16 protein-coding genes and 1 riboswitch are annotated in these 13,994 nt (G+C 52.8%); of the genes, 8 read left to right on the top strand and 8 right to left on the bottom strand.

All coding sequences use genetic code 11. From position 1 onward, the window contains the following. The first annotated feature begins 144 nt into the window (after positions 1-144). From cecR to ACJHX4_RS02890, 5 genes are read left to right on the top strand one after another with little or no spacing between them, the layout of a single operon-like run. Positions 145-816: a DNA-binding transcriptional regulator CecR gene (cecR, locus tag ACJHX4_RS02910; RefSeq protein WP_001295890.1), complete on the top strand. Its 672-nt coding sequence runs from the start codon at positions 145-147 to the stop codon at positions 814-816. Between the two features lie 2 nt (positions 817-818). Next, complete coding sequence (hlyD, locus tag ACJHX4_RS02905; RefSeq protein ID WP_000743444.1) at positions 819-1,814, top strand: secretion protein HlyD; 996 nt, start codon at positions 819-821, stop codon at positions 1,812-1,814. After that, complete coding sequence (locus tag ACJHX4_RS02900; protein ID WP_000996111.1) at positions 1,807-3,543, top strand: ATP-binding cassette domain-containing protein; 1,737 nt, start codon at positions 1,807-1,809, stop codon at positions 3,541-3,543. Before hlyD ends, ACJHX4_RS02900 begins: the two co-directional genes overlap by 8 nt. Continuing rightward, entirely contained in the window at positions 3,536-4,669 is a 1,134-nt protein-coding gene (locus ACJHX4_RS02895; protein WP_000070116.1) for an ABC transporter permease, read from the top strand. The genes ACJHX4_RS02900 and ACJHX4_RS02895 overlap by 8 nt, the downstream gene beginning before the upstream one ends. A gap of 10 nt (positions 4,670-4,679) precedes the next feature. After that, entirely contained in the window at positions 4,680-5,786 is a 1,107-nt protein-coding gene (locus ACJHX4_RS02890; protein ID WP_000469031.1) for an ABC transporter permease, read from the top strand. Here the strand turns inward: ACJHX4_RS02890 and ACJHX4_RS02885 are convergent. Beyond that, positions 5,748-6,158, bottom strand: coding sequence for a YbhQ family protein (locus tag ACJHX4_RS02885; protein WP_000871982.1), 411 nt, complete (start codon positions 6,156-6,158; stop codon positions 5,748-5,750). The genes ACJHX4_RS02890 and ACJHX4_RS02885 overlap by 39 nt on opposite strands. A gap of 132 nt (positions 6,159-6,290) precedes the next feature. On the opposite strand from ACJHX4_RS02885, the gene ACJHX4_RS02880 reads away from it, so the two are divergent. The 3 genes from ACJHX4_RS02880 to ACJHX4_RS02870 are packed head-to-tail and all read left to right on the top strand — an operon-like array spanning position 6,291 to position 9,246. Next, complete coding sequence (locus ACJHX4_RS02880; protein WP_001531504.1) at positions 6,291-7,052, top strand: endonuclease/exonuclease/phosphatase family protein; 762 nt, start codon at positions 6,291-6,293, stop codon at positions 7,050-7,052. Then, a complete protein-coding gene (gene clsB / locus ACJHX4_RS02875; protein WP_000650371.1) occupies positions 7,049-8,290 on the top strand; it encodes a cardiolipin synthase ClsB in 1,242 nt (413 codons plus the stop codon). The genes ACJHX4_RS02880 and clsB overlap by 4 nt, the downstream gene beginning before the upstream one ends. Beyond that, positions 8,290-9,246 carry a YbhN family protein gene (locus ACJHX4_RS02870; RefSeq protein ID WP_000045462.1) on the top strand — a complete coding sequence of 319 codons (957 nt, stop codon included), beginning with the start codon at positions 8,290-8,292 and terminating at the stop codon, positions 9,244-9,246. The genes clsB and ACJHX4_RS02870 overlap by 1 nt, the downstream gene beginning before the upstream one ends. A gap of 35 nt (positions 9,247-9,281) precedes the next feature. Here the strand turns inward: ACJHX4_RS02870 and ACJHX4_RS02865 are convergent, their stop codons facing one another. From ACJHX4_RS02865 to moaA, 7 genes are all read right to left on the bottom strand, one after another. Then, positions 9,282-9,995 (bottom strand): Bax inhibitor-1/YccA family protein, encoded by a 714-nt coding sequence (locus ACJHX4_RS02865; RefSeq protein ID WP_001295889.1) that lies wholly within the window; start codon positions 9,993-9,995, stop codon positions 9,282-9,284. A 205-nt stretch (positions 9,996-10,200) separates the two neighbouring features. Continuing rightward, positions 10,201-10,905 carry a Bax inhibitor-1/YccA family protein gene (locus tag ACJHX4_RS02860; protein ID WP_000373624.1) on the bottom strand — a complete coding sequence of 235 codons (705 nt, stop codon included), beginning with the start codon at positions 10,903-10,905 and terminating at the stop codon, positions 10,201-10,203. A gap of 136 nt (positions 10,906-11,041) precedes the next feature. Continuing rightward, positions 11,042-11,494, bottom strand: a complete 453-nt coding sequence (gene moaE / locus ACJHX4_RS02855; RefSeq protein WP_000852287.1) for a molybdopterin synthase catalytic subunit MoaE — start codon at positions 11,492-11,494, stop codon at positions 11,042-11,044. A 1-nt stretch (position 11,495) separates the two neighbouring features. Further along, on the bottom strand, positions 11,496-11,741 hold the full coding sequence (moaD, locus tag ACJHX4_RS02850; RefSeq protein WP_000611261.1) for a molybdopterin synthase sulfur carrier subunit: 246 nt from the start codon (positions 11,739-11,741) through the stop codon (positions 11,496-11,498). After that, complete coding sequence (moaC, locus tag ACJHX4_RS02845) at positions 11,734-12,219, bottom strand: cyclic pyranopterin monophosphate synthase MoaC (RefSeq protein WP_000080885.1); 486 nt, start codon at positions 12,217-12,219, stop codon at positions 11,734-11,736. The genes moaD and moaC overlap by 8 nt, the downstream gene beginning before the upstream one ends. Before the next feature lie 2 nt (positions 12,220-12,221). Further along, positions 12,222-12,734 (bottom strand): molybdenum cofactor biosynthesis protein B, encoded by a 513-nt coding sequence (gene moaB, locus ACJHX4_RS02840; RefSeq protein ID WP_000084639.1) that lies wholly within the window; start codon positions 12,732-12,734, stop codon positions 12,222-12,224. Between the two features lie 21 nt (positions 12,735-12,755). Beyond that, positions 12,756-13,745 carry a GTP 3',8-cyclase MoaA gene (gene moaA / locus ACJHX4_RS02835; protein WP_001295888.1) on the bottom strand — a complete coding sequence of 330 codons (990 nt, stop codon included), beginning with the start codon at positions 13,743-13,745 and terminating at the stop codon, positions 12,756-12,758. After that, positions 13,733-13,877, bottom strand: a riboswitch (molybdenum cofactor riboswitch). (Overlaps the previous gene by 13 nt.) Positions 13,878-13,994: the final 117 nt, after the last annotated feature.

Here is a 13,994-nt window from a genome sequence, read left to right as displayed (position 1 = left end):
GAGGGAGCGGAGTGTAGCAGTTTTTGTGACGCAGCGCATAAATTATCCCTGTGACTGGCGTAGCTAAAATTCTTAGCCATACTGGACAACTCCCCTATGGAGTCATAATCTTAATCAATCATTTGATTAAGAATGGACTGTGCGATGAATAATCCTGCCATGACAATCAAGGGTGAACAGGCGAAAAAACAGCTGATTGCTGCGGCACTGGCACAGTTTGGTGAATATGGAATGAACGCCACCACCCGCGAGATAGCCGCCCAGGCCGGGCAGAATATCGCTGCCATCACCTACTACTTCGGTTCGAAAGAAGATTTGTACCTCGCCTGCGCCCAGTGGATTGCTGATTTTATTGGCGAGCAGTTCCGTCCGCACGCCGAAGAAGCCGAACGTTTGTTCGCGCAACCACAGCCGGATCGGGCTGCCATCCGTGAACTGATCCTTCGCGCCTGCAGAAACATGATTAAGCTGCTCACCCAGGATGACACCGTCAACCTCAGCAAATTTATCTCCCGTGAGCAGCTCTCTCCCACGGCAGCCTACCACCTGGTGCACGAACAGGTGATTAGTCCGCTACACAGTCACCTTACACGCCTGATTGCCGCCTGGACCGGCTGCGACGCTAGCGATACCCGCATGATCCTTCATACCCATGCGTTGATTGGTGAGATTCTGGCGTTTCGTCTTGGCAAAGAAACTATTCTGTTACGTACCGGCTGGACCGCGTTCGATGAAGAAAAGACCGAACTGATCAACCAGACGGTGACCTGTCATATTGACCTGATTTTGCAAGGATTATCGCAAAGGAGTTTGTAGTGATGAAAAAACCTGTCGTGATCGGACTGGCGGTAGTAGTACTTGCCGCCGTGGTTGCCGGAGGCTACTGGTGGTATCAAAGCCGCCAGGATAACGGCCTGACGCTGTATGGCAACGTGGATATTCGTACGGTGAATCTTAGTTTCCGTGTTGGGGGGCGCGTTGAGTCGCTGGCGGTGGACGAAGGTGATGCGATCAAAGCGGGCCAGGTGCTGGGCGAACTGGATCACAAGCCGTATGAGATTGCCCTGATGCAGGCGAAAGCGGGTGTTTCGGTGGCTCAGGCGCAGTATGACCTGATGCTTGCCGGGTATCGAGATGAAGAAATCGCTCAGGCCGCCGCAGCGGTGAAACAGGCGCAAGCTGCCTATGACTATGCGCAGAACTTCTATAACCGCCAGCAAGGACTGTGGAAAAGCCGCACCATTTCGGCAAATGACCTAGAAAATGCCCGCTCCTCGCGCGACCAGGCGCAGGCCACGCTGAAATCAGCGCAGGATAAATTGCGTCAGTACCGTTCCGGTAACCGCGAACAGGACATCGCCCAGGCGAAAGCCAGCCTCGAACAAGCACAGGCGCAACTGGCGCAGGCGGAGCTGAATTTGCAGGACTCAACGTTGATAGCACCGTCTGATGGCACGCTGTTAACGCGCGCTGTAGAGCCAGGCACGGTGCTTAATGAAGGTGGCACGGTATTTACCGTCTCGCTGACGCGTCCGGTGTGGGTACGCGCCTATGTTGATGAACGTAATCTTGACCAGGCCCAGCCGGGGCGCAAAGTGTTGCTTTATACCGATGGTCGCCCGGACAAGCCGTATCACGGGCAGATTGGTTTCGTTTCGCCGACTGCTGAATTTACCCCGAAAACCGTCGAAACACCGGATCTGCGTACCGACCTCGTCTATCGCCTGCGTATTGTGGTGACCGACGCCGATGATGCGTTACGCCAGGGAATGCCGGTAACGGTGCAATTCGGTGACGAGGCAGGACATGAATGATGCCGTTATCACGCTGAACGGCCTGGAAAAACGCTTTCCGGGCATGGACAAGCCCGCCGTCGCACCGCTCGACTGCACCATTCACGCCGGTTATGTGACGGGGCTGGTTGGGCCGGACGGTGCGGGCAAAACCACGCTGATGCGGATGCTGGCGGGATTACTGAAACCCGACAGCGGCAGTGCCACGGTGATTGGCTTTGATCCGATCAAAAACGACGGCGCGCTGCACGCCGTGCTCGGCTATATGCCGCAGAAATTCGGCCTGTATGAAGATCTGACGGTGATGGAGAACCTCAATCTGTACGCGGATTTGCGCAGCGTCACCGGCGAGGCACGGAAGCAAACTTTTGCTCGCCTGCTGGAGTTTACGTCTCTTGGCCCGTTTACCGGACGCCTGGCGGGCAAGCTCTCCGGTGGGATGAAACAAAAACTTGGCCTGGCCTGTACCCTGGTGGGCGAACCGAAAGTGTTGCTGCTCGATGAACCCGGCGTCGGCGTTGACCCTATCTCACGGCGCGAACTGTGGCAGATGGTGCATGAGCTGGCGGGCGAAGGGATGTTAATCCTCTGGAGTACCTCGTATCTCGACGAAGCCGAGCAGTGCCGTGACGTGTTACTGATGAACGAAGGCGAGCTGCTGTATCAGGGAGAACCGACGGCCCTGACTCAAACCATGGCCGGACGCAGCTTTCTGATGACCAGCCCGCACGAGGGCAACCGCAAACTGTTGCAACGGGCATTGAAACTGCCGCAGGTCAGCGACGGCATGATTCAGGGGAAATCGGTACGTCTGATCCTCAAAAAAGAGACCACACCAGACGATATTCGCCATGCCGACGGGATGCCGGAAATCAACATTAACGAAACTACGCCACGTTTTGAAGATGCGTTTATTGATTTGCTGGGCGGTGCCGGAACCTCGGAATCGCCGCTGGGCGCAATATTGCATACGGTGGAAGGTACACCTGGCGAGACGGTGATCGAAGCGAAAGAGCTGACCAAAAAGTTTGGCGATTTTGCCGCCACCGATCACGTCAACTTTGCCGTCAAACGCGGTGAAATCTTTGGTTTGCTCGGGCCAAACGGCGCAGGGAAATCGACCACCTTTAAGATGATGTGCGGTTTGCTGGTACCGACCTCTGGTCAGGCGCTGGTGCTGGGCATGGATCTGAAAGAGAGTTCCGGTAAAGCGCGCCAGCATCTCGGCTATATGGCGCAAAAATTTTCGCTCTACGGCAACCTGACGGTCGAACAGAATTTACGCTTTTTCTCTGGTGTGTATGGCTTACGCGGTCGGGCGCAGAACGAAAAAATCTCCCGTATGAGCGAGGCGTTCGGCCTGAAAAGTATCGCCTCCCACGCGACCGATGAACTGCCATTAGGTTTTAAACAGCGGCTGGCGCTGGCCTGTTCGCTGATGCATGAACCGGACATTCTGTTTCTCGACGAACCGACGTCCGGCGTTGATCCCCTCACCCGCCGTGAATTTTGGCTACATATCAACAGTATGGTAGAGAAAGGCGTCACGGTGATGGTCACCACCCACTTTATGGATGAAGCGGAATATTGCGACCGCATCGGCCTGGTGTACCGCGGGAAATTAATCGCCAGCGGCACACCGGACGATTTGAAAGCGCAGTCGGCCAACGATGAGCAACCCGATCCCACGATGGAGCAAGCCTTTATTCAGTTGATCCACGACTGGGATAAGGAGCATAGCAATGAGTAATCCGATCCTGTCCTGGCGTCGCGTGCGGGCGCTGTGCGTCAAAGAGACGCGGCAGATCGTTCGCGATCCGAGTAGCTGGCTGATTGCAGTAGTGATCCCACTGCTACTGCTGTTTATTTTTGGATACGGCATTAACCTCGACTCCAGCAAGCTGCGCGTCGGGATTTTACTGGAACAACGTAGCGAAGCGGCGCTGGATTTCACCCACACCATGACCGGTTCGCCCTACATCGACGCCACCATCAGCGATAACCGTCAGGAACTGATCGCCAAAATGCAGGCGGGGAAAATTCGCGGTCTGGTGGTTATTCCGGTGGATTTCGCCGAACAGATGGAGCGCGCCAACGCCATCGCACCGATTCAGGTGATTACCGACGGCAGTGAGCCGAATACCGCTAACTTTGTGCAGGGGTATGTCGAAGGGATCTGGCAGATCTGGCAAATGCAGCGAGCGGAGGATAACGGGCAGACTTTTGAACCGCTTATTGATGTACAAACCCGCTACTGGTTTAACCCGGCGGCGATAAGCCAGCACTTTATTATCCCCGGTGCGGTGACTATTATCATGACGGTCATCGGTGCGATTCTCACCTCGCTGGTGGTGGCGCGAGAATGGGAACGCGGCACCATGGAGGCTTTGCTCTCTACGGAGATTACCCGCACGGAGCTGCTGCTGTGTAAGCTGATCCCTTATTACTTTCTCGGGATGCTGGCGATGTTGCTGTGTATGCTGGTGTCGGTGTTTATTCTCGGCGTGCCGTATCGCGGGTCGCTGCTGATTCTGTTTTTTATCTCCAGCCTGTTTTTACTCAGTACCCTGGGGATGGGGCTGCTGATTTCCACGATTACCCGCAACCAGTTCAACGCCGCTCAGGTGGCCCTGAACGCGGCTTTTCTGCCGTCGATTATGCTTTCCGGCTTTATATTTCAGATAGACAGTATGCCCGCGGTGATCCGCGCGGTGACGTACATTATTCCCGCACGTTATTTCGTCAGCACTCTGCAAAGCCTGTTCCTCGCCGGGAATATTCCAGTGGTGCTGATAGTGAACGTGCTGTTTTTGATCGCTTCGGCGGTGATGTTTATCGGCCTGACGTGGCTGAAAACCAAACGTCGGCTGGATTAGGGAGAAGAGCATGTTTCATCGCTTATGGACGTTAATCCGCAAAGAGTTGCAGTCGCTGCTGCGCGAACCGCAAACCCGCGCAATTCTGATTTTACCCGTGCTGATTCAGGTGATCCTGTTCCCGTTCGCCGCCACGCTGGAAGTGACCAACGCCACCATCGCCATCTACGATGAAGATAACGGCGAGCACTCAGTAGAACTTACTCAACGTTTTGCCCGCGCCAGCGCCTTTACCCATGTGCTGCTGCTGAAAAGCCCGCAGGAGATCCGCCCGACCATCGACACACAAAAGGCGTTACTACTGGTGCGTTTCCCGGCTGACTTCTCGCGCAAACTGGATACCTTCCAGACCGCGCCGTTGCAGTTGATCCTCGACGGGCGTAACTCCAACAGTGCGCAAATTGCCGCCAACTACCTGCAACAGATCGTCAAAAATTATCAGCAGGAGCTGCTGGAAGGAAAACCGAAACCCAACAACAGCGAGCTGGTGGTACGCAACTGGTATAACCCGAATCTCGACTACAAATGGTTTGTGGTGCCGTCGCTGATCGCCATGATCACCACTATCGGCGTAATGATCGTCACTTCACTTTCCGTCGCCCGCGAACGTGAACAAGGTACGCTCGATCAGTTGCTGGTTTCGCCCCTCACCACCTGGCAGATATTCATCGGCAAAGCCGTACCGGCATTAATTGTCGCCACCTTCCAGGCCACCATTGTGCTGGCGATTGGTATCTGGGCGTATCAAATCCCCTTCGCCGGATCGCTGGCGCTGTTCTACTTTACGATGGTGATTTACGGTTTATCGCTGGTGGGATTCGGTCTGTTGATTTCATCACTCTGTTCAACACAACAGCAGGCGTTTATCGGCGTGTTTGTCTTTATGATGCCCGCCATTCTCCTTTCCGGTTACGTTTCGCCGGTGGAAAACATGCCAGTGTGGCTGCAAAATCTGACGTGGATTAACCCTATTCGCCACTTTACGGACATTACCAAGCAGATTTATTTGAAGGATGCAAGTCTGGATATTGTGTGGAATAGTTTGTGGCCGCTACTGGTGATAACGGCCACGACAGGGTCAGCGGCGTACGCGATGTTTAGACGTAAGGTGATGTAACTTCTTATCTTTCGCCAGCAAAGACACCACCGCCGGGCCGGCAAGGATTGCCAGCCCTGCAATTGCCAGCAAAAAGTTGTTTTCCAGTACGCGGGACAACAGCCACAGCACAATCAGCGCTGCACCAAAATACCAGGTCGTGGTCAGCTCTTCCAGCACGTCTGCCACCTCACGCCAGCGTTGCTCTGGGTGGCGCTGAAACACCAGCATCATCACTACCGTGACACAATACAGTGCGCATAATCCTACGCCGACGTGAACCAGAGTTTTACTCATCCAACCCACCACCAGCAGCGCCACTACCAGTAAATGCAACATAATCTGCCAGCAACTTAGGCCAGTTGCGACACGAACACGTTGTTGCCACTTCATGGCTTCTCTCCTGAAGAATTTATCTCTACTTATTCAGAGTACCGAACTTTACGGAAAATTCCGTAAGACCGCACCTTTTTGTGACGCCGACTACACTATTTCAATGAGATAAGAGGCAAAGACAGGAAAATTATGCCCGATCAAACACAACAATTTTCGTTCAAGGTGCTCACCATCAATATTCACAAAGGCTTTACCGCGTTTAACCGACGCTTCATTTTACCGGAACTTCGCGACGCCGTGCGTACCGTCAGCGCCGATATTGTTTGCCTGCAGGAAGTGATGGGCGCGCACGAAGTTCATCCGCTGCATGTGGAAAACTGGCCCGATACCTCGTACTACGAGTTTCTCGCCGACACCATGTGGAGCGATTTCGCCTACGGTCGCAATGCCGTATACCCGGAAGGACATCACGGTAACGCCGTTCTTTCACGTTATCCCATTGAACATTATGAGAATCGTGATGTTTCGGTCGATGGTGCGGAAAAGCGCGGCGTGCTCTACTGCCGCATTGTGCCGCCGATGACCGGGAAAGCGATTCATGTGATGTGCGTACATCTGGGCCTACGTGAGGCGCACCGTCAGGCGCAGCTTGCGATGCTCGCCGAATGGGTGAATGAGCTACCGGACGGCGAATCGGTATTGGTAGCGGGTGATTTCAACGACTGGCGGCAAAAAGCTAATCATCCGTTAAAAGTGCTGGCCGGGCTGGATGAGATTTTTACCCGCGCCCACGGACGTCCGGCGCGCACGTTTCCGGTGCAATTTCCTCTACTACGACTGGACAGGATCTACGTCAAAAATGCCAGCGCCAGCGCGCCAACCGCGTTGCCGCTGCGGACATGGCGACACCTTTCTGATCATGCCCCTTTAAGTGCGGAGATTCATTTATGAAATGTAGCTGGCGCGAAGGCAATATGATCCAGTTGCTGGAAAACGGCGAGCAATATTATCCCGCGGTGTTTAAGGCGATTGGCGAGGCGCAAGAACGCATCATTCTTGAAACGTTTATCTGGTTTGAGGATGACGTCGGCAAACAGCTGCATGCGGCGCTATTGGCAGCAGCGCAACGCGGGGTAAAAGCGGAAGTCTTGCTGGATGGCTACGGTTCGCCGGATCTCAGCGATGAATTTGTCAATGAACTGACGGCAGCTGGCGTGGTGTTCCGCTACTACGATCCCCGCCCTCGCCTTTTTGGTATGCGCACCAATGTGTTTCGCCGGATGCATCGCAAAATTGTGGTGATCGACGCGCGTATCGCCTTTATTGGCGGGCTGAATTACTCCGCCGAGCATATGTCCAGCTACGGCCCGGAGGCCAAACAGGATTACGCGGTACGCCTCGAAGGGCCGATTGTCGAAGATATTCTCCAGTTTGAGCTGGAAAACCTGCCAGGACAAAGCACGGCGCGACGCTGGTGGCGACGCCATCATAAAGCGGAAGAGAACCGCCAGCCGGGAGAAGCGCAGGTATTGCTGGTCTGGCGCGATAACGAAGAACATCGCGATGATATCGAACGTCACTATCTGAAAATGCTCACTCAGGCGCGGCGGGAAGTGATTATCGCCAACGCCTACTTCTTCCCCGGCTATCGTTTTTTACACGCCTTGCGTAAAGCGGCACGACGCGGGGTGCGGATCAAACTGATCATTCAGGGCGAACCGGATATGCCGATTGTCAGAGTCGGCGCGCGTTTGCTGTATAACTATCTGGTTAAAGGTGGCGTTCAGGTGTTTGAGTACCGCCGCCGCCCGCTCCACGGCAAAGTGGCATTGATGGACGATCACTGGGCGACAGTAGGGTCCAGTAATCTCGATCCGCTCAGTTTGTCACTGAATCTCGAAGCAAATGTCATCATCCACGATCGTAATTTTAACCAGACGCTGCGCGATAATCTGAACGGCATTATCGCCGCAGATTGTCAGCAGGTCGATGAGACCATGCTGCCGAAACGCACCTGGTGGAACCTGACTAAAAGCGTGCTGGCGTTCCACTTTCTACGCCACTTCCCGGCGCTGGTGGGCTGGCTTCCGGCGCACACGCCACGTCTGGCGCAGGTTGATCCCCCCGCACAACCGACAATGGAAACGCAGGATCGGGTAGAAACTGAAAACACGGGGGTAAAACCCTGATGAGTAAATCACACCCGCGCTGGCGCTTAGCAAAGAAGATCCTCACCTGGCTGTTTTTTATCGCGGTGATTGTGTTGTTGGTGGTCTACGCCAAAAAAGTGGACTGGGAAGAGGTCTGGAAGGTCATCCGAGACTACAATCGCGTTGCACTGCTCAGTGCGGTCGGGCTGGTGGTCGTCAGCTATCTGATTTACGGTTGCTACGACCTGCTCGCCCGTTTCTACTGCGGTCACAAACTGGCGAAGCGCCAGGTGATGCTGGTGTCGTTTATCTGCTACGCCTTCAACCTGACACTCAGTACCTGGGTCGGCGGCATTGGTATGCGCTATCGTTTGTACTCCCGACTGGGGTTACCGGGCAGCACTATTACGCGGATTTTTTCGCTCAGTATTACCACCAACTGGCTAGGCTATATTTTGCTAGCGGGGGTTATCTTTACCGCAGGCGTGGTGGAGTTGCCGGATCACTGGTATGTCGATCAAACTACGCTGCGTATTCTCGGCATTGGCTTACTGATGATTATCGCGGTTTATTTGTGGTTTTGCGCTTTCGCGAAGCACCGCCATATGACCATCAAAGGGCAAAAGCTGGTGCTGCCTTCGTGGAAATTCGCCCTCGCCCAGATGCTGATTTCCAGCGTTAACTGGATGGTAATGGGAGCGATTATCTGGCTGTTACTTGGTCAAAGCGTAAGCTATTTCTTTGTACTGGGCGTGTTGCTGGTTAGTAGTATTGCTGGCGTCATCGTGCATATTCCGGCGGGAATTGGTGTGCTGGAAGCGGTGTTTATCGCGCTACTGGCTGGGGAGCATACCTCCAAAGGCACAATTATCGCCGCCCTACTTGCTTACCGTGTGCTGTATTACTTTATCCCACTGCTGCTGGCGCTGATCTGTTACCTGTTGCTGGAAAGCCAGGCGAAGAAGCTACGGGCGAAAAATGAAGCGGCGATGTGAAGTATAGTTAAGTTCTTTAGTATGTGCATTTACGGCTAATGAAAAAACCGCGTATGCCTTTGCCAGACAAGCGTTATAGCTATAGCAGCAAGAATCCCAAAGAAACCGATAAAATAGTAATAGAGTGTTAATGCACCTATAAAAGCACAACGAACCGGACTCCATAATTCTTCACTATGGCTTTTTCCTGTCAGTTCAAGGAGCTTATTTCGTCCATGCGAGATAATGCCTGACCATAAGACAATCATTAAGCAACTTATTACCCAAATGGGTCGTTCACTCATTAATGTGGCATTCACGATGATTACCAGGGCCAACCCTGTCAACGTCATCATAATGATAAAACGATGAGAACCAGGATCAAATTTAAACAATAGACCTGCCAGCATACTGATTAAAAACATCGATCCCGCAGTGCTGAACACGACGATAATGGCAGATACAGGCGCTAAACTCGCAACGACAATCGCCACCAAAGAGATTAAAAACAAATATATTACGCCCGCGATGGCGGTATTTATCTTGTTGATATCTTTACTTAAGCCATACATAGAAAGTAATAATAATCCTATAGCAACATACATTTGCGGTGAATCATATTTTGTTGCCGTAATTTCGAGATACTTAGCGCCCCAGGCCAGCCCTGCGGTTGCCACCAAACCCAAAGCGGTAATGAGCCATATGCCGTTTAATATCCTGGCTTCGTGCTGAAAATCTAATTTATTGCTATTTTGCGAGTATGATTCCATTCTTTTAGTTGTCCTTAGAAAAAACATTAATATTCACCATCAATAAATTTAAAACCACGCATACAAAATACTTTTGCATTTATGGATACAGAAAACGCTTCCGCTCGTCCATAAGGCATATTTTATACCTGGTACTTGTTAAGTGTCGTTTTTAATAAGAAAAAAAATCCCGACACATGGCCGGGATATTGATGATGAAAAAGAATTAACGGCGGTTGCCGAAGATCCGCAGCAACATCAGGAACAGGTTGATGAAGTCCAGATACAAGGTTAACGCGCCAAGAATGGAATATTTGCGCAGGTTCGACGTGTCGCGAGTATCAATCTGCTCACCCATATTTTTCAGTTTCTGGGTGTCATACGCCGTCAATCCGACAAAGACAATCACGCCGATGTAGGTGACTGCCCACATCAATGCTTCGCTTTTCAGCCAGAAGTTAACCAGCGATGCCAGCACAATGCCGATTAACGCCATAAACAGCATATTGCCAAAGCCGCTTAGATCGCGCTTCGTGGTGTAACCGTACAGGCTCATTGCGCCGAACATCCCGGCAGTAACGACGAAAGTACTGGCGATAGAAGCAGCGGTATAGACAATGAAAATACTGGAAAGCGTAAGACCCGTCAGCGCCGAATAAAGCATAAAGAGCATCGTCGTTACACCTGCGCTCAGCTTTTGAATCATCGCTGATAACACAATAACCAATGCTAATTGCGCGATGATCAGACCGATTAAAAAGACACGGTTAGTAAACAACAGCTCCATCACGGCCGCGGAATTAGCCGCATACCAGGCAACAAATGCTGTCAGCAACAAGCCAACGGTCATCCAGCCATAGACTTGCGCCATATAAGTTTGCAAGCCAGCCCGGGGTTGTACGATTGAATCAGAACGTGGGAATCTGTCCATGACTTTCTCCTGAAGATATAAGGAATATCTTAAGGATACTGCAAAATGATGAGGCTGTGCATCGACGCAGCGTAAACGGATGTACTGAGCGGTGAAATTGCCGGACGCAGCGGTGCCTTATCCGGCTAACAATAAACTACCAGCGTTTTGCCGCCTGCTGATCGCTCTCCCGAGCTTCGACCCAGCGGTCGCCTTCCGGCGTGGCTTCGCGCTTCCAGAACGGTGCGCGGGTTTTGAGATAATCCATAATAAACTGCCCGGCTTCAAACGCACTGCTGCGATGCGCACTGGTAACACCGACAAAAACAATTTCATCGCCCGGCCATAATTCACCAATGCGGTGAATTACCGTGACGCGCCCCAGCGGCCAGCGGTTACGCGCTTCATCAACGATTTCTGCCAGTGCTTTTTCTGTCATTCCCGGATAGTGTTCGAGGGTTAATGCTTTGACGCTGTCGCCCAGGTTATGGTTGCGCACCTTACCGGTAAAGGTGACTACCGCACCGTCTTCGTCACGCTCAGCCAGCCACGGGTACTCTTCTCCTACGCTGAACGGCTGCGGGCCGACAACAATTTTGGTTTCTGCCATCTTAACCTCCGGTTACCGGCGGGAAGAAAGCCACTTCGTCGCCGTCAGTCAGCGAATGGTCAAAACTCACCAGCGTCTGGTTGACAGCAGCCAGCAATTTGCCATCTTCCAGCGCCAGAGCCCAGCGATCGCTCTGCGCAGCCAGATGCTGGCGTAACGCTTCAACGGTTGGGAAATCCGCAGCCACTTCGGTTGCATCAGTTCCCACCAACTCGCGCACCTGGGCGAAAAAAAGAACGTTAATCATCCGCTTCCACCTTAAAGTCACCCGACTTGCCGCCGCTCTTTGCCAGCAAACGTACCGGACCAATCACCATATCTTTTTGCACCGCTTTGCACATGTCATAAATGGTCAGCGCCGCCACGGAGGCCGCGGTTAACGCTTCCATTTCGACACCGGTTTTCCCGGTCAGGCGGCATAAGGTTTCTATACGTACCCGATTGTGCTCCGGCTCGGCCTGTAAATTGACTTCAACTTTGCTGAGCATCAGCGGGTGACACAGCGGGATCAGATCCCAGGTGCGTTTTGCCGCCTGAATACCGGCGATACGCGCAGTGGCAAATACGTCGCCTTTGTGGTGGCGACCATCAATAATCATCGCCAGCGTCTCGCTGCGCATGGTGACAAAGGCTTCGGCGCGCGCTTCACGCACGGTTTCCGCTTTGGCGGAGACATCGACCATGTGCGCTTCGCCAGCGGCGTTGATATGGGTCAGTTGCGACATACTTATTTCTTCAAATGTGGATGGAAATTACACGGACGCGTACGGGCATCCAGCTGCGGCGCAATGATATTTTCCCATGCGGTACGGCACGCTTTGGTCGAACCCGGCATGGCGAAAATCAGCGTTTTGTTAGCGACGCCCGCTACCGCACGAGATTGCAACGTGGAAGTGCCAATCTCTTCGAACGACAACATCCGGAACACTTCACCAAAACCTTCAACTTCACGGTCGAACAACGGCAGCAGCGCTTCGGGAGCCTGATCTCCTTCCGTCAGGCCAGTACCACCCGTAATCAACACCACTTGTACATCGTCGCTGGCGATCCACGCAGAGACCTGAGCGCGAATAGCGTAGCGGTTTTCTTTCACAATGGCTTTATCGACAACGTGATGGCCCGCTTCTTGCGCCGAGTCGCGAAGATAGTGACCGGAGGTATCGTCTTCTTCACCGCGACGATTAGAAACCGTAAGAATAGCAATACGGGTCGGGATAAATTCAGTGCTTACCTGACTCATCTGATCTCTCCTTTTGACGTTTTAGCCACCAATGTACGATAAGTTTTGCGTAATACCGGTGTTATTTTGATGCAGGAAATGGGTCTGTTTTTTCTCCCGCAGCGCCGCTGAAATACGCGCTTCCAGCGCCTGTTGCTGGGTATCGTTTTCCAGCAGATCGCGCAGGTTAACGCCGCCTTCACCAAACAGGCAGAGATGGAGTTTACCAATGGAGGAAACGCGCAGGCGGTTGCAAGTGGCGCAGAAATCTTTTTCATACGGCATGATAAGGCCAATCTCTCCGGCGTAATCCGGATGACAAAAGACTTGCGCGGGACCGTCGCTGCGTTGACGTAATTGGTGGATCCAGCCGCGACGCAGTAACTCGTCACGCAGAACCTGACCAGAGATGTGATGCTTACGGAAGAGCTCGCTGCCCTCGCCCGTTTCCATCAGTTCGATGAAACGCAGCTGGATGGGACGATGCTGGATCCAGTTCAGAAAGGTGTCGAGCTGGTGATGATTCACATCACGCATCAGCACGGTATTGACTTTGACCTTCTCAAAACCGGCCTCAAATGCAGCATCGATTCCTGCCATGACCTGATTGAATTTATCCTGCCCGGTAATGGCATGAAACTGGCGAGCGTCAAGGCTATCAACGCTGACGTTGATGCCAGTAAGTCCAGCATCGCGCCAGTTCGCCACATCGCGCTCCAGACGGTAACCATTGGTGGTGACCGCTATCTGGCGAATAGCGTCGTTTTCTCGCACAGCGGCGATGATATCGGTAAAGTCGCGGCGTAAAGATGGCTCACCACCTGTCAGACGGACTTTTTCGGTGCCCAGACTGGCGAAGGCGCGCGTAACCCGGCGAATTTCATCGACGGTCAGGAAGCCTTTATTGGTGACGCCGCTCGGCTTGTAACCATCCGGCAGGCAGTAGGTGCAACGAAAGTTACACACATCAGTAATCGACAGGCGCAAGTAGTAAAACTTACGCGCAAATGCATCAGTCAGTTGTGAAGCCATGTACACCTTTCCAGATACGGGAGGCGAAGTCATTTCTTCCTTCGCCCTGGTGGCAATCTTTACGAGCATTGTCACGGCCAAAGCACCGTATCAGTTGACCCAGGTGCAGAGGCTAGAGTGTTTAGTGGTTAAGCCGATACTAGCGTGTAAATGAGATTTTTACCATCCACACTTTCGCTATGTAATCATGTATATAGCGTCATGATCGTGCTATTTCGCTACAGAATAAGGGAAAATGGCGGTTTTACT

Source organism: Escherichia sp. WS2035, from assembly GCF_046487065.1.
Taxonomy (GTDB): domain Bacteria; phylum Pseudomonadota; class Gammaproteobacteria; order Enterobacterales; family Enterobacteriaceae; genus Escherichia; species Escherichia coli.
This window is presented reverse-complemented; position numbering and strand designations above follow the sequence as displayed.